The organism is Mucilaginibacter ginsenosidivorax (assembly GCF_007971525.1).
GTDB lineage: Bacteria > Bacteroidota > Bacteroidia > Sphingobacteriales > Sphingobacteriaceae > Mucilaginibacter > Mucilaginibacter ginsenosidivorax.
The window spans coordinates 1,827,759-1,849,349 of the sequence record NZ_CP042437.1 but is presented as its reverse complement, the minus strand read 5'-3'; the positions used below and the strand labels follow the sequence as shown (position 1 = coordinate 1,849,349).

Below are 21,591 nucleotides of genomic sequence, written 5' to 3'. Positions count from 1 at the left end.
AACTAATTAAACCCAAAGCCCTTCGGTTGGCTAAATAACCGTTTAATAATATGCAAATCAAAGTCTCCCCTTCAGGGGAGATTTAGAGGGGCTTCCAACCAAATCAAATATGGCAACTATCGAAAGTATCCAGAACGCCTATATAGATTATGTGCTAACCGAAGGCTCGGAGTCTAAGTCGGTATATATATTCGCCAAACAAAATGAAATGACCGAGGCTGAGTTTTACCAGTTTTATGGCTCGTTTGAAGCCGTGGAACAAGCTATTTGGGCAGGTTTTACAACTAAAACCATTGCCGAAATAAAAAGCCAGGAAGTTTGGGCACAATATTCTGCCCGCGAAAGGGCTTTATCTTACTTTTATGTTTTTTTTGAGTTGCTTAAGGGCAGCCGTAGCTTTGCTATCTATTCCATCAAAAAACAGCCAAGAGGTTTTACTACACCACGCGTTTTTGAACCAATGAAAATGGCTTTCGAAAGCTTTGCCGAAGATATTTTGAAGGAAGGCATAGAAACTACAGAACTTACCGACCGTAAATTTTTTAGCAAACGTTATAAAGACGCGCTTTGGGTACAATTTGTATTTGTACTCAATTTTTGGGTGAATGATAACTCTACCGGATTTGAGAAAACGGATGAAGCTATTGAAAAAGGCGTTAATGTAACGTTCGATCTTTTCCAACGCTCGCCCATCGACAATTTATTTGAGTACGGAAAATTCCTGGTGAAAAACGGCGGGATGTAAAGGAGTATGGATTTTTAAAATTATTATGACAGATAGCGAAACAGATTTTCCATCAGCCGGTGGAGAATATTCACAGGGAGCTTCGCCCGAACAAAATAGCATACCAACAACCAAAGTAGAACGTAGCGCCAAATTTGTAAAAACAGGGTTTAAAATAGGCGGCAATTATATTAAGCATTACTCAAAAAAGCTATTTAACCCGGATATGGATAAATCTGAGTTGAACGAGGATAATGCAGCTGATATTTACCAATCACTAAGCGAGCTTAAAGGCAGTGCCCTTAAAGTAGCGCAGATGCTCAGCATGGATAAAAACCTGCTGCCACAGGCTTATGTAGATAAGTTTACACAATCGCAATACAACGCGCCGCCGCTTTCGGGCCCGCTGATTGTGCAAACGTTCAGGAAATATTTTGGTAAAAATCCCGATCAAATCTACGATAAATTCAACATCCGGTCAAACAATGCCGCATCAATAGGGCAGGTGCACCAGGCCGAACTGAACGGGAAGAAACTGGCCGTAAAAATTCAGTACCCCGGTGTGGGCGAATCTATCTCGTCCGATCTGAAACTGATCAAGCCATTTGCCTTCAGAATGCTGGGCATGAGCGAAAAGGAATTGAATGTGTACATGAGCGAGGTTGAAGAGCGCCTGCTGGAAGAAACCGACTACGAACTGGAAGTACGTCGCTCTATTGAATTTTCTACCGCTTGTGCCAATTTGGATAATGTGGTATTCCCTGCTTATTACCCGGAGTTGAGCAGCAAGCGGATTATCACTATGGATTGGCTGGAAGGGAAACATCTTAAAGAGTTTTTGGCCACCAACCCATCGCAGGAATTGCGGAACCAGATAGGGCAGGCCCTTTGGGATTTTTACAATTTTCAGCAGCACGAGATGCGTGCCGTACATGCCGATCCGCATCCAGGCAACTTCCTGATAACCCCCGAAGGTAAATTGGGGTGTATCGATTTTGGATGTATTAAAGAGATGCCCGAGGATTTTTACTATCCTTTCTTCTCGCTTACTTCAACCAATCTGTTGGATAATAAGGAAGAAACTATTAAAGCCTTCCGTTTGCTGGATATGACCCGTAAGGATGATACCCTGGCGCAGGTGGAGTTTTTTTACGGCCAGTTTAAAGAAATGATAAGCCTGTTTGCCATGCCTTATATTGATGATCACTTCGATTTTAGCCAATCAGAGTTCTTCGACAAGCTTTTTGCCTTTGGCGAGCGCCTTTCAAAAATGCCTGAGTTTAAACAGGCGCGGGGTGTTAAACACTTTATATATGTAAACCGCACCAACTTTGGCCTATACAATATATTGCACGAATTGAAAGCCGAAGTAAAGACAGATACATTTAAACCACACGTGGTTTTGGAATATTAGTCGATTTTTTAGGTGTTTAGGTTATATTTGAATCACTATACTTCATATATGAAACCTTATTGTTGGTTAATAGCATTATTTATTGCTGTTTCTTGTAAACCTAAATCAGTACCGGTAAAAACAAATACAGCGGCTAAGCCCGTTCGTGTTTTGCCGGCCGGTTATAAAATGGTTACTGCCATCAAAGCGGCCGAAGCTGATACATCCGAAACGGACGAACAACTTAACGCCTATGCCAGCTATTATGTTCTTGTTGTCGATACTGGCAAAAGTTATGAGGAACTCAGGAATAAAATGTTTAATCTGCATCAATCATCAAACCTCGATATTGATACCCTGGGCCGTTATTATGATAAAACCAAAGGTTTGATTCAATTACCTGACGGCGATGACGATGAGATGTATGCAGGTGAATATTATCCGCGCAGATATCCCTCTCAATATTTAAGCCTGGAGTATCTGGATGAATATCACCCGGGATCCGAATCTAAAATGATTGCATTGGTTGCCGGCATTTACGAAACTAAGACAAGTGCCGATAGTATTTTAGAAGCAATTCAACCAAGCGAGAAAGCTTTTGTGCTTAAAGCCCGGATTTATGTGGGATGTATGCATTAGCCGTGTTGAAGGGACTATTGCTTCAACAGCTTAATAATATTGCCTTAAATCTTACAGTACCTTATTTTTGTTCTCTGATCGATAGGGAGTTAAAGTTTATTGTTAAATAAATATTAAGAATGGTTTGCAGGAGTGTTAAAAATGGCTACCTTTGCAGCCCGCAAATAAGGAAGCGGAATTGTTCTTAGAAAGGTTATAGAGGCTGTTTTTCGGCGGGTAGGATAGAGAAGAAGATAAAGGAAAGAGGAAAACAAAAATACTTCAAATAAAATTTCGGAAATAGAAAAAGGTTGCTACCTTTGCAGCCCGCTACGAGGGACGAAAGTCAGGAGGAAACGGGTTCAAAACTTAGAAATTTCGCAAGAAAAAAAAGAAAAAATAAGTTTTGGAAAAATGAAAAAGGTTACTACCTTTGCAGACCCAAACGGAGGGTTGCTTTACGAAGCAAAAGAAGTTAAAAAAGCCGGAGCGATTCTGGTAATAGAAATGACAAATCACACAAGGCAACTTGTAAAGATTATATAGCGGATTCGGATGATGAAGCGGAAAAGTTCTTTTAAGAAATAGAAAATCATGTAGTGTAACAACTCAAACAAACGCAAGTAAGTAAGAGGAGTTATGATAACAAAATTTAGATACTGTATAAAGATATAATGATTATACAGATTCTATTATTAATAATAGGGTCAGTGAACAAACGAGACATTTTACAATGGAGAGTTTGATCCTGGCTCAGGATGAACGCTAGCGGCAGGCCTAATACATGCAAGTCGGACGGGATAGGAGAGCTTGCTTTCCTTGAGAGTGGCGCACGGGTGCGTAACACGTATGTAACCTACCTTGTTCAGGGGGATAGCCTCTCGAAAGAGAGATTAAGACCGCATAACATTAAGTTGTGGCATCGCAATTTAATCAAATATTTATAGGAACAAGATGGGCATGCGGAACATTAGCTAGTTGGTAAGGTAACGGCTTACCAAGGCTACGATGTTTAGGGGATCTGAGAGGATGACCCCCCACACTGGTACTGAGACACGGACCAGACTCCTACGGGAGGCAGCAGTAAGGAATATTGGTCAATGGGCGGAAGCCTGAACCAGCCATGCCGCGTGCAGGAAGACGGCCCTACGGGTTGTAAACTGCTTTTGTACGGGAATAAACCTCGATACGTGTATCGAGCTGAATGTACTGTAAGAATAAGGATCGGCTAACTCCGTGCCAGCAGCCGCGGTAATACGGAGGATCCAAGCGTTATCCGGATTTATTGGGTTTAAAGGGTGCGTAGGTGGCTTATTAAGTCAGGGGTGAAAGACGGTAGCTTAACTATCGCAGTGCCTTTGATACTGATGAGCTTGAATGAACTAGAGGTAGGCGGAATGTGACAAGTAGCGGTGAAATGCATAGATATGTCACAGAACACCAATTGCGAAGGCAGCTTACTATGGTTTGATTGACACTGAGGCACGAAAGCGTGGGGATCAAACAGGATTAGATACCCTGGTAGTCCACGCCCTAAACGATGAATACTCGATGTTGGCGATATACGGTCAGCGTCTAAGCGAAAGCGTTAAGTATTCCACCTGGGGAGTACGCCCGCAAGGGTGAAACTCAAAGGAATTGACGGGGGCCCGCACAAGCGGAGGAGCATGTGGTTTAATTCGATGATACGCGAGGAACCTTACCCGGGCTTGAAAGTTAGTGAATTGAGCAGAGACGCTCAAGTCCTTCGGGACACGAAACTAGGTGCTGCATGGCTGTCGTCAGCTCGTGCCGTGAGGTGTTGGGTTAAGTCCCGCAACGAGCGCAACCCCTATGTTTAGTTGCCAGCACGTTAAGGTGGGGACTCTAAACAGACTGCCTATGCAAATAGAGAGGAAGGAGGGGACGACGTCAAGTCATCATGGCCCTTACGTCCGGGGCTACACACGTGCTACAATGGATGGTACAGAGGGCAGCTACCTGGCAACAGGATGCCAATCTCCAAAAGCCATTCACAGTTCGGATCGGGGTCTGCAACTCGACCCCGTGAAGTTGGATTCGCTAGTAATCGCGTATCAGCAATGACGCGGTGAATACGTTCCCGGGCCTTGTACACACCGCCCGTCAAGCCATGGAAGCTGGAAGTGCCTGAAGTGCGTAACCGCAAGGAGCGTCCTAGGGTAAAGTCGGTAACTGGGGCTAAGTCGTAACAAGGTAGCCGTACCGGAAGGTGTGGCTGGAATACCTCCTTTCTGGAGCAGTATCAATACATTAGTTATTGTACAAGTTACCTACATGATTATTTCTTAAAATTGGTTGATTGAGTTTGAATAGTTAGATTAAGTTGAATAGGTTATATACTATATATAATACAAAACAACAAATCACTAATTCACTAATTCAGTCATTCAATAATTAAACAAAAAAGGAAACCCAAAAGATGAAAGCCATTAGTGTGGCGATGATCAAAAGGTGATACGAGATTGAAAGAAATCGGGAATAGGAGAATCACAAATCGTAAATCCGACGTCCGAAATCGCACCCAGTCCTGTAGCTCAGTTTGGTTAGAGCACTACACTGATAATGTAGGGGTCAGCAGTTCAAATCTGCTCGGGACTACAAGCAATTATTGAATTGTATAATTATAGAATTAATGAATAGAAGTATTCAATAATTCAGACAATCAATAATTCAATCATTCATCTAAGGGGGATTAGCTCAGCTGGCTAGAGCACCTGCCTTGCACGCAGGGGGTCAACGGTTCGAATCCGTTATTCTCCACCACACCCTCCGTTTTCCGAAAGGAATAGGATATAATGCAAATAAACCATTTAATACTTAAATGGAATAGGGGTAAAGTTCTTTGACATATTGGAAGAAGTAATAAAAAAGAGAAGACAACAGTATAGAGACGGTTGTTGGCTTTAAAGGATTACGAGGACAAAGGTAAAGAGGTAGCAATGCCAATGAACTAATGAACGAGTGAACCAATGAACGGCAACCATATCAAAAAGCATACATACCGGGCAAAAGGCGGTATAGTAGAAGAAAGTAAGAAAGGGTACACGGGGGATGCCTTGGCTCTCAGAGGCGATGAAAGACGTGATAAGCTGCGATAAGCTGCGGGGATCAGCAAATATGAATTGATCCGCAGATTTCTGAATGGGGAAACCTAATTAGTTGAAGACTAATTGCATAAATGCGCAAACCTGCTGAACTGAAACATCTAAGTAAGCAGAGGAAGAGAAAATAATAATGATTTCCTGAGTAGTGGCGAGCGAAAGGGAAGAAGCCCAAACCAATTATGTTACGGCATAATTGGGGTTGTAGGACCACAACATGAATATCAAACAAAACCGGAATGGGGTGGGAAACCCAGCCATAGAGCATGACAGCTGCGTACGGGTAATGGATGATAGGATAGTGGTATCCTGAGTACCGCGAGGTCGGAGACGCCTTGTGGGAATCTGCCGGCACCATCCGGTAAGGCTAAATACTCCTGAGAGACCGATAGTGAACCAGTACCGTGAGGGAAAGGTGAAAAGAACCCCGAACAGGGGAGTGAAATAGAACCTGAAACCGTGTACTTACAAGCGGTCGGAGCAGACTTGTTCTGTGACGGCGTGCCTTTTGCATAATGAGCCTACGAGTTACTCTTTCCTGGCAAGGTTAAGTGTTTAAGACACGGATCCGAAGCGAAAGCGAGTCTGAATAGGGCGTATAGTCAGGGGAGGTAGACGCGAAACCTTGTGATCTACCCATGGACAGGTTGAAGGTGCCGTAACAGGTACTGGAGGACCGAACCGATAAACGTTGAAAAGTTTCCGGATGATTTGTGGGTAGGGGTGAAAGGCTAATCAAACTGGGAAATAGCTCGTACTCCCCGAAATGTTTTTAGGAACAGCCTGGCGGTTGAGTTATAAAGAGGTAGAGCTACTAATTGGGTGCGGGGGAGTCAAATCCTACCAAATCCAGATAAACTCCGAATGCTTTATAATATACGCTGGAGTGAGGCTCTGGGTGCTAAGGTCCAGGGCCGAGAGGGAAAGAACCCAGACCATCAGCTAAGGTCCCCAAATTACTGCTAAGTTGAACTAACGAGGTCCGATTGCACAGACAGCTAGGATGTTGGCTTGGAAGCAGCCATTCATTTAAAGAGTGCGTAACAGCTCACTAGTCGAGCGATCGGGCATGGATAATAAACGGGCATCAAGCAGTATACCGAAGCTATGGATTTGCAGTAATGCATCTGGTAGGGGAGCATTCTATTATCCGGCGAAGCAGGAGGGACAACCGACTGTGGAGGGAATAGAAAAGCAAATGTAGGCATAAGTAACGATAAGGCGGGAGAGAAACCCGCCCACCGAAAGACTAAGGTTTCCTGATCAACGCTAATCGGATCAGGGTTAGTCGGGGCCTAAGGTGAAGCCGAAGGGCGTAGCCGATGGACAACTGGTTAATATTCCAGTACTTTTTATAACTGCGATGCGGTGACGGAGTAGTGACACTGACGCGAACTGACGGAATAGTTCGTTAAAGGCTGTAGGTATAGGTTTTGTAGTTAAGTACGCAAGACTTGCTGAAAGCTGATAGTACACCGAATCTTCGGACAAGGTGATAGTTCAGGTAATCAGACTTCCAAGAAAACCCGCTAAGCTTCAGGTTATAAAAACCCGTACCGTAAACCGACACAGGTAGTCGAGGAGAGAATCCTAAGGTGCTCGAGTGAATCATGGCTAAGGAACTCGGCAAAATGGCCCTGTAACTTCGGGAGAAGGGGCGCTTTCAGCAATGGAAGCCGCAGTGAAAAGGCCCAGGCGACTGTTTAACAAAAACACATGGCTATGCAAAATCGAAAGATGACGTATATGGCCTGACACCTGCCCGGTGCCGGAAGGTTAAGAGGGGATGTTAGTCGCAAGGCGAAGCATTGAATCGAAGCCCCGGTAAACGGCGGCCGTAACTATAACGGTCCTAAGGTAGCGAAATTCCTTGTCGGGTAAGTTCCGACCTGCACGAATGGTGTAACGATCTGGGCGCTGTCTCAGCCATGAGCTCGGTGAAATTGTGGTATCGGTGAAGACGCCGGTTACCCGCAACGGGACGGAAAGACCCCATGCACCTTCACTACAACTTAACATTGATATCGGATACAGGATGTGTAGGATAGGTGGGAGACTGTGATGTGGCTTCGCTAGGAGTCATTTAGTCAACGTTGAAATACCACCCTTTCTGTATTTGGTGTCTAACTCTGCACTGTGGAGGACATTGTTTGGCGGGTAGTTTGACTGGGGTGGTCGCCTCCAAAAAGGTAACGGAGGCTTTCAAAGGTAAGCTCAGTACGCTTGGTAACCGTACGTGGAGTGCAATAGCATAAGCTTGCTTGACTGTGAGGCAGACAAGCCGAGCAGGGTCGAAAGACGGATATAGTGATCCGGTGGTTCTGCATGGAAGGGCCATCGCTCAAAGGATAAAAGGTACGCTGGGGATAACAGGCTGATCTCCCCCAAGAGCTCATATCGACGGGGAGGTTTGGCACCTCGATGTCGGCTCGTCACATCCTGGGGCTGGAGAAGGTCCCAAGGGTTGAGCTGTTCGCTCATTAAAGTGGCACGCGAGCTGGGTTCAGAACGTCGCGAGACAGTTCGGTCCCTATCTGTTGTGGGCGCAGGAAGTTTGAGTGGGGCTGACCTTAGTACGAGAGGACCGGGTTGGACTAACCTCTGGTGAATCTGTTATGGCGCCAGCTGTATTGCAGAGTAGCTACGTTGGGAATAGATAAGCGCTGAAAGCATCTAAGTGCGAAACTAGCCACAAGATGAGACTTCCATTGAGGGTCGTAGCAGACTACTACGTTGATAGGTCATAGGTATAAAGGTGGTGACATCATAGCCGAGTGATACTAATTGCCCGAAGCTTTCTCATAGCAGGTAATAATAGGTTATACGTAAAACGTTTGACGTGGTACGTATAACCGAACAATACAATATTGTTGTTTTCTCTGATTTACTTACTTCTTTCAATAATATGTCATAGATATGAGATATTAGATGTGAGATATGAGATAAAGACGCAAGTCAATCTCAATACTCAAATCTCAATACTCAAATCTAAAAGAAATTCAGGTGCCTATATCGGCGGTGTCTACCTCTTCCCATTCCGAACAGAGAAGTCAAGCCCGCCAGAGCCGATGGTACTGCGGTAAAACGTGGGAGAGTAGGTCGGTGCCAAATCTTAAATCAAGCCCTTGCTGGAAACAGTCAAGGGCTTTTTTGTGTCCTGTTAGTTCATTGGTTCACTCGTTCATTAGTTCATTGGTGTTCGGTTTGCTACCATACCGTTCGGGTGTTCGGGGGCGAATACTTACTTTTAGCGCAGATCTTGAGCGCCAGTTGTGCTACTGCAGTCCTGTGCTTTAATCGTATCTTGTCTTTGAAATCAAGTCATCCACGCGGCGGGTAGCCGCATAAGACTTACGCCAAAGGGGTATAATAGGAGATTCATTACAAATATTAAACTATGCCAAGTTCTCTACAAGAAGGATATCTTTCAATTGAATGCTGGACGGCGCAGCTGTTAAATTGTAGTCATCAATACGAAGCTTGCAGGCCTCTGTAGGATTAATCGTAAAATAAAGGGTTACAGGATACCATTCAGTGGTATTAATCACCCGTTCCTTTCGCTGCAAAATTAAACCTTTATCTTTTTCTATACCTTTCCAGGTAAAGGCCAAGGTGTGATCGGCTCCAATTGTTTTGGCATACAAACTGAGTTTAAAATTTCGCTTTATACCGTTTATTTCATCTTTGGGAATAAAGTTGACCCGTTTGTTTTCGATCATATAATTATCTAACCATAATTCAAACCTACCAGTAGTATTTGTCCTTTTTAAATTAATCGTATTTTCCTGAAATACGGCTTCCCCTTTGCCTCGATCTTGACTTTTTACTTCAATCCCCTTTTCGCGTGAATAAACGTGTCCCCCCTTTGATGTAAAATCATGGCCCACATCTCGAACGTTACTATCGTAAAGTATCCGTTCCTTAACGTTTGTCTGGTAATAACTAATCGTCTCGGATATACCCTCCGTATTATCGGAAAGTTGCTTTTTCAATAGTATCATCTGTAATTTACCCATCTCTATATCCTGCTCTACCTTGCGCCGGTCTGCTCTTGATTTTCTAAGGGTGATCAAGTGATTAAATAATGCAACTACGACGCCGCTGACCAATCCAGTGGCCCCGACCAGTTGAATGAAAAATTTAGTATTTGGATCTACTGTCATAGAGAGTGAAAGGTTAAAGTTGAAGAAGCAATATAGCTGATTTACTGGAATTTGTCAATTATCTCAATTGTTTTTATTATTAGGTTTGTTTCTAGGATGTGGCGAGGTTGTGTTTAACATTACGATATGTTACCGACTACCGCAAGCACTTCTCGCTACTGTAGCCCCCTTCTATCGCAATTAATTCTCCGTGGCCACAGGCCTCCAGGCCTGCGCGCCCGCATGCAAATCACGGTGTGGTTGTATGGCGTTAAGCCCACAATTACCAGCAGCCCGCGTTAGTGATGGAAGTGGATACCGGCCTCGCGCTTAATGCCTGTGCGCGTATGAGCGTACAGCACGGCCCGCAGGGAACGCCACTATGGTTCATTGGTTCACTTGTTCATTAGTGGGTGGCTTGCTACAGGACTAGCGTGGATTTGTGAGGCCCGCACTTTGTTGGGGTTGTCCTCCAACAAACTCGTTATCCGTTATGCTGTTGCAGAAAACCGATGCATTTTTTCGACGATTGGGCCGTCCCTAGGGAGGCAACTTCGGATCCTTCCGCTTTTATATTTCGGGCTAATAGCTGCTTAAAAAAGACAGTACAGGATAGCGCGTCGAAATCAATAAGCTACTTTTAAAATAACCGTTTATTTAACCATACCTGCCTGGCGGCGGTGTAATATGATTTCGTTTAACTTATCTACCTGGTGATGAACAAATTTAAACTGTTGTTTTGCTTAGCGCTTGTGCAGGCATGCTTTGTTGTTTTTAAGGCGAATGGGCAAAGCTCTGCTAAACATTATGATGTGGCGGCGTTTTACTGGCCTGCGTACCATCCCGATGCCAGGTTTAAGGATATTGGCGTTTTCCCGGACGGGAAAGGGGAGTGGGAGGCTATTTACAAGGCAAAGCCTAAGTTTGCAGGTCATGAAGTGCCCAAGGTGCCGCTTTGGGGCTACGAAGATGAAACCAACCCAGCGGTAATGGGTAAAAAAATAGCCACGGCTACAAAGTACGGCGTTAACGTGATGATATTTGACTGGTATTGGTACGATAAAAAACCTTTTTTGGAAGATGCCCTAAATAAAGGTTTCCTGAAGGCTAAAAATACCAACGATATGAAGTTTTACCTGATGTGGGCCAACCATGATCATAACTCGTATTTAGATCCGTCGAACCCCGATAAAAGCAAGGTGTATTTTTATGGCGGGGTGGATAGGAAAACTTTTGAGGAGATGATAGCGCATATCATTAACGATTACTTTAAAAAGCCCAACTATTATAAAATAAACGGCCGGCCGGTGTTCAGCATTTACGAGCTGTCGACCTTTATCAAAGGCATAGGCGGTTCCGAAAAAGCAAAGGAGGCTATAGATTATTTCCGTAAGAAAACGATAGAAGCAGGGTTCCCCGGCTTGCATTTGCAGGCTACGCTTTGGGGCAATATCCCGTCGACCTTAAACGATGTGCCCGGAGATAAGGTACAAACACAAAACTCGACCCTGAAGTATTTTGGATTTAACAGCATGACCAATTACCAGTGGTGCCATTTTGTAGCGCCAAGTGGCGATTATATTCCCTGGGGCCAAAAAGCCGTAGCCAAATGGGCCGAGTGGGATACCACCTTTAAGATTCCGTATTGCCCGCATGTTTCGATAGGCTGGGACAGCAACCCCCGTTTCCCCGTACAAAGGCAAGACCTGGTTGTTAACAACAAGCCCGAATATTTTGAGCTATACCTGCAAAAAGCAAAAGACTACATAGACGCGCACCCTAACCAGCCGCCACTAATTACCATAAACGCCTGGAACGAATGGGCCGAAGGCAGCTACCTTGAACCGGATAAAAAACACGGCTACGGTTACCTGGAGGCAGTTAGAAATGTGTTTTTAAAATAGGTGGGTACGCATCTTTTTAGAATCGTATCACTAAACAAAGATGTTGTCATTTCGACGAATCGGGGGGGGATTTGAGCGGTGGTGTGAGGAGAAACTATCTCTTGAGCGTAGCGAAAAATCTTATACGTCATGCTTACAAACTTGCATGGTTGAATGAATGTCGTATGGGATTTCTCCTCGTACCTCGTTCGAAATGACAATTTTCTTTTATTAAAAGATATATACACATGATAGCCCGTTGGGAGGGAATTGAAAAAGATCGATCTTCCGAACAAAAAAGTCTTAACTCTTGATTCTTGACTCTTGACTCTCTTTCCCCACTACCGTAACCGCTATTCCCTTTTCCTGTAATACTTTGAGCATGGCGGGGCTGATGCCGTTATCGGTAATAATGTGCTGCACCTGGTCGAGGGGGCAGATTTTGCCGAGGCCGCGTTTGCCAAATTTGGTGCTGTCGGCCAGTACCACTACGGTTTGGGCGGCTTCTATCATTTTTTGGTTCAGGCGGGCTTCCATTAAATTGGTGGTAGTTAGGCCAATTTCGGGGTCGATGCCGTCGACACCTAAAAAAAGCATACTGCATGCCATATCCTGCAGCATCACTTCGGCATATGATCCGGTTACCGATGACGACGAGCTGCGCAACTGGCCGCCTAACTGGATTACTTCGATATTTGGGTGATGCGATAGCTCGATAGCCACGTTGAGGGCCGATGTGATTACCGTTAAATGCTTCCCCGCATTAACAGATCGCGCCAGGGCCAGCATGGTAGTGCCCGATGCAATAATGATAGAATCGTTATGGCCAATGAGCGCGGCAGCGGCTATGCCTATCTGCTGTTTTTCGGTGGCATTCAGCTTTTCCTTTTCGGCAACGGGCCTGTCGTTGGTATAGGGGTTGCTTTTGGTAGCCCCGCCGTGGGTACGGAATAATAACTTTTTATCCTCCAAAAGTTTCAGATCCTTCCGGATGGTAACTTCCGAAACATTTAACTGCTTGCCCAGTTCCTGTACGTTTACAAAGCCGCCGTCTTCCAGTTGTTGGAGTATGATTTTATGCCTGTCGGTATTTTTATTCATTACAAACAAAAATAAGTAAAAAACCGGTATGGGTAAATTGAAACAAAAAATAAGTTTCGATTTGTTATTTTATGTTTCGATATTGTATATTTGAAACGTAATCGAAATACAACAGAATTAAAATGAGTATTTTCAAAAGAGATTCCATTTTGCAATCCATCCATAACCAGGATAAAATTTGGGATATCATTATCATTGGGGGCGGCGCAACCGGCCTTGGCGCCGCGGTTGACGCGGCCTCGAGGGGATTGTCAACCCTGTTACTGGAGCAGGCCGACTTTGCCAAAGGCACATCAAGCCGGGCCACCAAGCTGGTGCACGGCGGTGTGCGTTACCTGGCGCAGGGCGATATTGGCCTGGTGCGCGAAGCGCTGCACGAGCGGGGTTTGCTATTAAAAAACGCCCCGCACCTGGTAAAAAACGAAAGTTTTATTATTCCTAATTACAGTTGGTTTGATGGTGTTTTTTATACCATCGGTTTAACCATATATGATTTGCTGGCCGGCAAGCTCGGCTTTGGCAGGGCGAAGCACATCTCCAAAAATGAAACCATAAGCAGATTACCCGGAATTGAAGAGAAGGGCCTGCATGGCGGCGTTGTATACCACGACGGGCAGTTTGATGATTCGCGGCTGGCCATAAACCTGGCACAAACCGCTTTGGAGCAGGGCGCTACCGTGCTGAATTATTTTAAAGTTACCGGGCTGATAAAAGATGGCAACCAAAAAATAACGGGCGTTAAAGCCATCGATGCGGAAACCGGGATGAGTTACCAGTTAAAGGCCAAAATCGTGATTAACGCTACCGGAGTTTTTGTAGATGATGTGCTTAAAATGGATGTGCCAGATAAAAAGCCGCTGGTAAGGCCAAGCCAGGGCGTTCACCTGGTTTTCGACAGGCAGTTTATGCCCGGCGAGGATGCCATCATGATCCCCAAAACCGAGGATGGCCGGGTACTATTTGTAGTGCCCTGGCATAACAAGCTTTTGGTAGGTACGACCGATACGCCTATTGACCACCATAGCCTGGAGCCTGTGGCCCTTGAAGTCGAAATTGATTTTATTTTGCGAACCGCCGCCAAATACCTGAAAAAGGTGCCCGCGCGCGCCGATGTACTAAGCGTTTTTGCCGGACTACGGCCATTGGCCGCGCCGCAGGATGATTCATCCAAAACAAAAGAGATTTCGCGCAGCCATAAGCTGATTGTTTCTAAATCAAACCTCATCACCATAACCGGTGGCAAATGGACTACCTACCGTAAAATGGGCGAGGATACCATTAATAAAGCCATAGAGGTGGGCAAATTACCAAACAAGGTTTGCCACACCACGGGCTTAGCCATCCACGGCAGCAGGCCGAACCCCGATAGGAGTAACCACCTATACGTTTACGGCGATGATATAGAAAAACTATTGGCCTTAACTGATGAGGATGACGACTGGAAAAATCCGGTACACCCGGATGATGATTATACCAAAGGCGAGGTGATTTGGTCGGTACGGTACGAGATGGCGCGTACTGTTGAGGATATACTGGCCCGCCGCACCCGGATATTATTTTTAGATGCCCGCCTGGCCACGGCCATGGCGCCGGAGGTTGCGCGCCTGATGGCCGGCGAATTAAATAAAGATGCCGGATGGCAGAAAGAACAGGTTGAAGCCTTTAATAAAGTGGCCGGAAACTATATATTAGCGTGAAGAAGAAGAATCAAGAATCAAGAGCCAAGAATCAAGATAGGGAAAATAAAATTCGGACTAGACAGATTGTGTTTTAACAAGGTGTACGATAATTAGATAAACGTGTATTTTTTTCTCTTGATTCTTGGCTCTTGATTCTTGACTCTCAATAAACCAACAATTATAAATACCTAAATAATGGAAGAATACATTTTGGCCCTTGACCAGGGGACCACCAGTTCGCGGGCAATCATATTTGATCATGCGGGGCAAATTATAGCGCTGTCGCAAAAAGAATTTAAACAATATTTTCCAAAACCGGGCTGGGTTGAGCATGATCCGAACGAGATATGGTCGACCCAGGCGGGCGTTGCGGCCGAGGCCACCGTTAAGGCGGGGCTTAATGGCAAAAATATTAAAGCCATTGGCATTACCAACCAGCGCGAAACCACCATCGTATGGAACCGCGAAACCGGCGAAGCCATTTATAACGCCATAGTTTGGCAGGACAGGCGCACCGCAGCCTATTGCGATAAACTAAAACAGGATGGCCACAGCGATATGATCCGCTCTAAAACCGGGTTGGTTATAGATGCCTATTTTTCGGGCTCAAAAATAAAATGGATCCTTGATAATGTGGATGGCGCCCGGGCACTGGCTGAAGCTGGTAAACTGGCCTTTGGCACGGTTGACAGCTGGCTGGTGTGGAAATTTACCCGCGGCCAGGTGCACGTTACCGATGTAACCAACGCCAGCCGTACCATGCTGTTCAACATCCGTACCCAGCAATGGGATGATGAACTGCTGCAGCTGCTGGATATTCCCAAAAGTATGCTGCCCGAAGTAAAGCAATCAAGCGAGGTTTACGGCGAAACGGCTACCACTATATTTGCAAGTAAAATACCAATAGCAGGTATAGCCGGCGATCAGCATGCTGCCTTGTTTGGGCAAATGTGTATTGATAAGGCCATGGTTAAAAATACCTACGGTACGGGTTGTTTTATGCTGATGAATATTGGCAACCAATTTATCGAATCAAAAAATAACCTGCTTACCACTATTGCCTGGAAAATTAACGGGCAGGTACAATACGCCTTTGAAGGCAGCATATTTATTGGCGGCGCCGTAGTACAATGGCTGCGCGATGGTTTAGGCATCATCAAAACATCGGCCGATGTAGAGCAATTGGCTACCAGTGTTAAAGATACCGGTGGTGTATATTTTGTACCCGCTTTTGCCGGCCTGGGTGCCCCTTACTGGGATCCCGAGGCGCGGGGCACAATAGTTGGCCTTACGCGGGGTACCACTGCCGGCCACCTTGCACGGGCGGCCCTGGCATCCATAGCCTATCAAACTATGGATGTATTAAAAGCAATGGAAGCTGATGCAGGCATGCCCATTAAAGAGCTGCGGGTAGACGGTGGCGCCACAGCCAACGATCTGCTGATGCAATACCAGGCCGATGTGTTGAATTGTAAAGTGATAAGGCCAAATGTGGTAGAAACAACCGCTTTGGGCGCGGCCTACCTTGCAGGCCTGGCAGTAGGCTTTTGGAAAGATGTAGCCGAAATACAACAGCTTTGGCAATCCGAAAAGGAATTTATCCCTGCCGGTAACCAGGAAGATATTAAAGCGGATATTGAAGGCTGGGAACGGGCCATTCATGCGGCCAGGAGCTGGGCCGATAATCCAACGCCGTCGAGTTAAGGAAAAAGGATGCTTTAATATCGAACACAGAATGTCCAACACCGAATTACGAAGAAACAATTCGGTGTTGGATATTCGGAATTCATTATTCGATATTGCTCATAGCCTGTTAAAGTCATTTTAATCATTTACAATTAATACCTATTACCATGTCTCCATTTATTGCCGAATTCATTGGCACCATGTTACTGATACTTTTAGGCGATGGCGTTGTGGCCAACGTAGTGTTAAAAGATACCAAAGGAAATAACAGCGGTTGGATAGTAATTACCACGGCCTGGGGCCTGGCCGTATTTGTAGGGGTTGTGGTTGCAGGCCCGTATAGCGGCGCTCACCTTAATCCTGCGGTTACCATAGCGCTGGCAATAGCCGGCAAGTTTGCCTGGGCACAGGTGCCAGCGTATATAGCAGCGCAATTTTTAGGGGCCATGGTTGGCTCGTTCCTGGTATGGGTAATGTATTTTGATCATTTTAAACGCACTAATGATTCGGCCTCGATATTGGCGGTGTTTTGTACAGGCCCGGCGGTGCGTAACTATATCTCAAACATTGCCAGCGAAATTATTGGCGCCTTTGTGCTGCTGTTCACCATATTTTACATTTCGGGCGGCCAGATTGTGCCCACCAAAGTACCTATAGGCCTTGGCTCGGTTGGTGCCATACCTGTGGCCCTATTGGTGTGGGTGATAGGTTTATCGCTGGGGGGGACAACCGGTTATGCCATTAACCCCTGCCGCGATCTTGGCCCGCGCATCATGCATATGATACTCCCCATCAAAAACAAAGGCACCAGCGACTGGGCTTATGCATGGATCCCCGTTTTAGGCCCAATCATTGGCGCGTCAATAGCAGCGGGGCTGTATTTACTGATTAAATAGATAGTTTTGAAAGTGTAAAATATATGTCACCCTTTCAGGGCTGTCTCGTCAATGTATTTTTAACCGATGGGCGATGCCCATCGCAGATGGATGCCACCCTTTCAGGGCTTATCTCACTAACTTAACACATTAATGAAGTATGAAAAATATCGAACATCCAATATTGAACTTCGAATGATGAAGTAAAGCCCTTCGAAATTCATTATTCGACATCGGATATTCGATATTATTTACATTAAGTTGTGCCATTATTTCAGGGCTGGTATATGGCAACAAAAGGCTGTTCTTCAGCTTGGTGGCCCTGAAAGGGACTCATACGTTAACACAGGGCACCGCCCTGTGTTAATGCGGCGCATCATGACAGCCCTTAAAGGGTGACATATCGGCCGCCGCAACCCGCAACTGGAACCCCACAACCCGAGCCCCAACCCTCCAATTGTTAAAATTTGTTAATTCTACGAAAGTTTCGTAGTTTAACTATTCTGTTAGTTATATTTGATCTGTAATTATTAAAAAGCAGATATAACCTTATAACCATCATGAAAAAAACGATACTCTTTTTAGCCTGCCTGTCTGGCTTTGCGGCGGGTGTACAGGCACAAAAGCCCGATACCGCCAGGGCTGTTGTTCATTACAAGTTTTCGCACCTGCGCGATACCACGCATCGCGATAAACCATATACCGAAAATATGGTGTTGTTTGTAGGCGCAACTTCCAGCGCTTATAAAAGCTATGACCGTAAAATTCAGGAGGCTTTGATGAAAAAACAGGTTGCCGACCAAATGGCCGAGCAAAAGGGCAATGGCGGTCGGGTGAATATTAAAGTAACCGGCGCCGCGCCTACCACCCGGAACGAGTTTTACCAGTTTCCGATGCAACATAAGCTGGTACGTAAAGAGCGGCTGATAACCCCGTATATGATTGAAGAGCCCATGCCGGTGATTGATTGGAAGATAAGCGCCGATACGGCCAGCTTCTCGGGTTTGCATTGCCAAAAAGCAACCGGTCATTTCAAGGGCAGGGACTATACGGCCTGGTTTTGCCCGGATCTGCCTTTTCACGCCGGCCCGTGGAAGCTGAACGGTTTGCCGGGCTTAATTGTGGAGGCTTATGATGCCAATAAAGAGGTGGTATTTAAATTTGACGGACTCGACGAAGTAACCAACACGCCAAAACCGGCCACAGAAGCCCCGGTTCCGGGTGGTGCCACAATTAAACTGATTGGCATGGACGATGCCAACGACGATCCTAATGTAATAGCCCTGCCAACTGATGCTGTTAAAACCACCGAAAAGGAATTTAGAAACCTGGAAGCTGCTATGCGGAAAGATCCTAATGCTTTTGCACAGTCGGCCATGGCAGGCTCGGGCGGCGGCATGCGGGCCGGCGGGCCGGGTGAAGGCCCGGGCGGTGGCGGCGGTGGCCCGCAGATGAGGATCCAGATAAATGGTACAGGACCGGTAATTAATAACCCTTTAGAGCTTCCTGAGAAAAAATGAGCCGCCTGCATAAAAGTGCCGGGGTGTTCATATTTTGGATGCTCATGGGCATGGTATGCCTTGGCCAAAGCATCAAAGGCAAAGTTACCGATAGCCTGGGCAAGCCAATCAGCTACGCCGGCATCAACCTTAAAAACAGTGCAGGATTAATTATAGCCTACACCACCAGCGATGCAGGAGGGCTATATAGTCTGGGTATTCCGGCAAATGCCGATAAAAACGGCCTTACTTTAGAGGCCAGCTGCATAGGCTTTAAAAAAGCGGGGCTTCCGGTAAACGGCTTTACCACACCCTACAACTTTAAACTTGCGGGCGCGGTGCATCAGCTGCAGGGGGTTACCATAAAAAATAACCGGCCGCGGCTACGGGTTAGCGGCGATACCACCAGCTACAAGGTGTCGGATTTTAGCAGCCCGCAGGATAGAGTTATCGGCGATGTAATTAAAAAGCTGCCCGGCATCGATGTAGCCAAGGATGGCAAAATAAGCTACAATGGCAAGGCTATATCAAACCTGTACATAGGCGGCGATAATCTGCTGGACGATAAATATAATATTGCCACGGGCACTATACCCCATGGCGTGGTTGACCAGGTGCAGGTGATGGAAAACCATCAGCCCGTAAAAATGCTGCGCGATAAGGTGGTAAGCGAAGATGTGGCCCTTAACCTCACCATAAAAAAAGATGCCAAACTGCAGCTGATAGGCCAGGAGACCATAGGCGCGGGCCTACCCAAAAAGTACGATGAAGACTTGAATGCCATGATGTTTAAGGATAAATACAAGGCTATTAATTACCTGCGCGGCAACAACACGGGCTATGATGTGGCCGGCGATTTGGTGTCGCATAATTCGGCCGAGCACATGCAGCGCCTGGATAATGATCAGCCCGGTACGGTATTGTCCTTAGGTACCGCCGGCGACCCGGATTTGCCGCGTAACAGGTATTTGTTTAATCAATCGGGCATAGTTAACCTTAACAACCTGGTTAACCTGAAAAAAGATGTGCAGCTGCGGGCCAATATATCATACCTGCGCGATAGCCAGCACCAGGATTACAGCCGCCTGAGCGAGGTTTACCTGCCCGGTGATACCATACGCTATACCGAAAAGCAAAACAACAAATGGCGGCCCGATTTAATCCATACCCAGTTTACCCTGAACGTTAACCAAAACAAATATTACCTGAACGATAACCTGGTAACCGATTATAACCACAACACCTCGTACTCAAACCTGGTGAGCAATGGCGTACCCGTAAACCAAACGTTTAAGGATAATTTGTTCAATTTTTCAAACGAGCTTAATTGGATGAAAACCTTCCACAACGATAAGATTATGGAAGTGTATAGTTACATCAACCGTACATCTGAACCCGAGAGCCGGATTATTGAGCCAAACCTTAACCCGGATATTTTTAACAACGGTGTTAGTTATTCGTTGCTTACCCAAACAGTAAATATCCCTACATGGTTCAGCAATAATTATTTGGCTTATAAAATACCAGGGCAGCATATAACACAAAGCTATAAGGCAGGGTTTAGCAGCCAGTCGCAAACGTTAAACTCGGGGTTGTTGGTTACCCAGCAAAATAATGTGGTTAACCCGGTTGGCGATAGTACCCGCAATAGCTTAAACTGGAGCCGTAACAAGGCTTACGCCGAAGCAGATTTTGACATACCCGGCAAAATTCTGAAAATAGAGGCCAGCCTGCCCTTCAGCTGGCAGCAAACCCACTACAACGATGATTACTACCAGTTAAGTAACAGCCTTAACCGCTTGTACTTTAACCCGCGGCTATATGTAAAATACCAAAGCGGCATCGAAAATTATTTTACCCTGAACTATGGTTTGCGCAACAATATTGGCAGCATCCAGGATGTGTACCGTGGCTATATCCTCACCAATTACCGCACGCTGTACGCCAACAGTGCCGACCTTACCGAGCGCCAGAGCCAAAACGCGGGCCTGGGTTTTAACTACCGCAAAGCCATTACGCTGTTCTTTTTCAGCCTGAATGTTAATTACAGCCATATTTACGCCAACAATATCGCAGCCAGCATATTAACCAATAACCTGCAGCAACGGGTGGTACTGCCCTATGATAATAAAACCGATGCATGGGCGGTTAGCGGCTACATCAGCAAGTATAATTTTGATTTGCAAACCACTTTCAGCGCCGGGGCTTCCTGGCAAACTGCGCGGCTAAACCAGCTGCAAAACGGGCTTATCCTGCCCTTCAATACCGTAGGCGAAACGTTGAACGTTGGGGCCGAAAGCAAGCTGAGCAGCAAAGTTAATTTAAGCTATAAGGCCAATTACAGCCAAATCACCAGCAAATCAACAGCGGTTGCGGGCAGCAGCAAATTTCAGCGGCTTATCCAAACCGCCGCCATTGAATATAATCCGCTTAATACCCTGCAATTCAACATCGCTGCCGATCATTATTACACCCACCAGCAACAGGCCAATGATCTTAAATACTTTTTTGCCGATGCAACTATGCGCTACAAATTCAGCAAACCTAAAATAGATGTACAGCTAACCGCCCAAAACCTGTTCAACGTAAAAAACTATACCTCGCTATACTTGTCGGCCAATGTGTTTACGTCAAGCACGTACAATATTCCGGGGAGAATGTTGCTGGCTAAGGTGATGTTTAATTTGTGATAGGGAAGATTATCGGGTTTAAGAATAAGCTTACGATAAATATCGAACACCGAATGTCCAATATCGAATAATGAATGAGAAAGTTGGGTCTTCGATATTCAAAATTTATTAGTCGATATTGTTTAACTTTCGTTTTTTGATTTTCTCCCCCAGCGGGCTACGGCGTGTACACATCTTTT

Annotated in this window: 12 protein-coding genes, 2 tRNA genes and 3 rRNA genes; 15 read left to right on the top strand and 2 right to left on the bottom strand. The window is 45.7% G+C overall.

What is annotated here, in order from left to right; all coding sequences use genetic code 11:
• Positions 1–109: 109 nt before the first annotated feature.
• The 9 genes from FSB76_RS07790 to rrf all read left to right on the top strand — a co-directional run bounded on the left by FSB76_RS07790 (position 110) and on the right by rrf (position 8,968).
• Entirely contained in the window at positions 110–745 is a 636-nt protein-coding gene (locus tag FSB76_RS07790; RefSeq protein WP_147053040.1) for a TetR family transcriptional regulator C-terminal domain-containing protein, read from the top strand.
• Between the two features lie 25 nt (positions 746–770).
• Entirely contained in the window at positions 771–2,138 is a 1,368-nt protein-coding gene (locus tag FSB76_RS07785; RefSeq protein WP_147053039.1) for an ABC1 kinase family protein, read from the top strand.
• A gap of 48 nt (positions 2,139–2,186) precedes the next feature.
• Positions 2,187–2,756: a hypothetical protein gene (locus FSB76_RS07780; protein WP_147053038.1), complete on the top strand. Its 570-nt coding sequence runs from the start codon at positions 2,187–2,189 to the stop codon at positions 2,754–2,756.
• Positions 2,757–3,149: 393 nt separating this feature from the next.
• Positions 3,150–3,281 (top strand): hypothetical protein, encoded by a 132-nt coding sequence (locus tag FSB76_RS32690; RefSeq protein ID WP_262713490.1) that lies wholly within the window; start codon positions 3,150–3,152, stop codon positions 3,279–3,281.
• A 184-nt stretch (positions 3,282–3,465) separates the two neighbouring features.
• Positions 3,466–4,987: ribosomal RNA gene (locus tag FSB76_RS07775) — 16S ribosomal RNA — on the top strand.
• Between the two features lie 292 nt (positions 4,988–5,279).
• Positions 5,280–5,354 (top strand) — tRNA-Ile (locus FSB76_RS07770).
• Positions 5,355–5,442: 88 nt separating this feature from the next.
• Positions 5,443–5,519: transfer RNA gene (locus FSB76_RS07765), tRNA-Ala, on the top strand.
• Between the two features lie 261 nt (positions 5,520–5,780).
• Positions 5,781–8,660, top strand: a 23S ribosomal RNA gene (locus tag FSB76_RS07760).
• 196 nt (positions 8,661–8,856) lie between these two features.
• Positions 8,857–8,968 (top strand): 5S ribosomal RNA (rrf, locus tag FSB76_RS07755).
• Together the 16S, 23S and 5S rRNA genes with 2 tRNA genes alongside form the textbook arrangement of a ribosomal RNA operon.
• 284 nt (positions 8,969–9,252) lie before the next feature.
• Here rrf and FSB76_RS07750 read toward each other — a convergent pair.
• On the bottom strand, positions 9,253–10,020 hold the full coding sequence (locus FSB76_RS07750) for a hypothetical protein (protein ID WP_147053037.1): 768 nt from the start codon (positions 10,018–10,020) through the stop codon (positions 9,253–9,255).
• Positions 10,021–10,715: 695 nt separating this feature from the next.
• On the opposite strand from FSB76_RS07750, the gene FSB76_RS07745 reads away from it, so the two are divergent.
• Positions 10,716–11,903 (top strand): glycosyltransferase WbsX family protein, encoded by a 1,188-nt coding sequence (locus FSB76_RS07745; protein WP_147053036.1) that lies wholly within the window; start codon positions 10,716–10,718, stop codon positions 11,901–11,903.
• 282 nt (positions 11,904–12,185) lie between these two features.
• Here FSB76_RS07745 and FSB76_RS07740 read toward each other — a convergent pair whose 3' ends face one another.
• Positions 12,186–12,983: a DeoR/GlpR family DNA-binding transcription regulator gene (locus FSB76_RS07740; RefSeq protein ID WP_147053035.1), complete on the bottom strand. Its 798-nt coding sequence runs from the start codon at positions 12,981–12,983 to the stop codon at positions 12,186–12,188.
• A gap of 122 nt (positions 12,984–13,105) precedes the next feature.
• On the opposite strand from FSB76_RS07740, the gene FSB76_RS07735 reads away from it, so the two are divergent.
• The 5 genes from FSB76_RS07735 (at position 13,106) to FSB76_RS07715 (ending at position 21,412) form a co-directional block, all read left to right on the top strand.
• Complete coding sequence (locus tag FSB76_RS07735) at positions 13,106–14,680, top strand: glycerol-3-phosphate dehydrogenase/oxidase (protein ID WP_147053034.1); 1,575 nt, start codon at positions 13,106–13,108, stop codon at positions 14,678–14,680.
• 177 nt (positions 14,681–14,857) lie between these two features.
• The gene (glpK, locus tag FSB76_RS07730; protein ID WP_147053033.1) at positions 14,858–16,366 is read left to right on the top strand and encodes a glycerol kinase GlpK; all 1,509 of its coding nucleotides are present in this window, start codon (positions 14,858–14,860) and stop codon (positions 16,364–16,366) included.
• A 149-nt stretch (positions 16,367–16,515) separates the two neighbouring features.
• Entirely contained in the window at positions 16,516–17,244 is a 729-nt protein-coding gene (locus FSB76_RS07725) for an MIP/aquaporin family protein (protein WP_147053032.1), read from the top strand.
• Between the two features lie 539 nt (positions 17,245–17,783).
• The gene (locus FSB76_RS07720) at positions 17,784–18,743 is read left to right on the top strand and encodes a GLPGLI family protein (protein ID WP_147053031.1); all 960 of its coding nucleotides are present in this window, start codon (positions 17,784–17,786) and stop codon (positions 18,741–18,743) included.
• Complete coding sequence (locus tag FSB76_RS07715) at positions 18,740–21,412, top strand: TonB-dependent receptor (protein ID WP_147053030.1); 2,673 nt, start codon at positions 18,740–18,742, stop codon at positions 21,410–21,412. Before FSB76_RS07720 ends, FSB76_RS07715 begins: the two co-directional genes overlap by 4 nt.
• The last annotated feature ends 179 nt before the right edge of the window (positions 21,413–21,591 follow it).

Coding starts and splice junctions, on each gene's coding strand:
- FSB76_RS07790 (WP_147053040.1), top strand. CDS start 110: ATGGCAACTATCGAAAGTATCCAGAACGCCTATATAGATTATGTGCTA.
- FSB76_RS07785 (WP_147053039.1), top strand. CDS start 771: ATGACAGATAGCGAAACAGATTTTCCATCAGCCGGTGGAGAATATTCA.
- FSB76_RS07780 (WP_147053038.1), top strand. CDS start 2,187: ATGAAACCTTATTGTTGGTTAATAGCATTATTTATTGCTGTTTCTTGT.
- FSB76_RS32690 (WP_262713490.1), top strand. CDS start 3,150: ATGAAAAAGGTTACTACCTTTGCAGACCCAAACGGAGGGTTGCTTTAC.
- FSB76_RS07750 (WP_147053037.1), bottom strand. CDS start 10,020: ATGACAGTAGATCCAAATACTAAATTTTTCATTCAACTGGTCGGGGCC.
- FSB76_RS07745 (WP_147053036.1), top strand. CDS start 10,716: ATGAACAAATTTAAACTGTTGTTTTGCTTAGCGCTTGTGCAGGCATGC.
- FSB76_RS07740 (WP_147053035.1), bottom strand. CDS start 12,983: ATGAATAAAAATACCGACAGGCATAAAATCATACTCCAACAACTGGAA.
- FSB76_RS07735 (WP_147053034.1), top strand. CDS start 13,106: ATGAGTATTTTCAAAAGAGATTCCATTTTGCAATCCATCCATAACCAG.
- glpK (WP_147053033.1), top strand. CDS start 14,858: ATGGAAGAATACATTTTGGCCCTTGACCAGGGGACCACCAGTTCGCGG.
- FSB76_RS07725 (WP_147053032.1), top strand. CDS start 16,516: ATGTCTCCATTTATTGCCGAATTCATTGGCACCATGTTACTGATACTT.
- FSB76_RS07720 (WP_147053031.1), top strand. CDS start 17,784: ATGAAAAAAACGATACTCTTTTTAGCCTGCCTGTCTGGCTTTGCGGCG.
- FSB76_RS07715 (WP_147053030.1), top strand. CDS start 18,740: ATGAGCCGCCTGCATAAAAGTGCCGGGGTGTTCATATTTTGGATGCTC.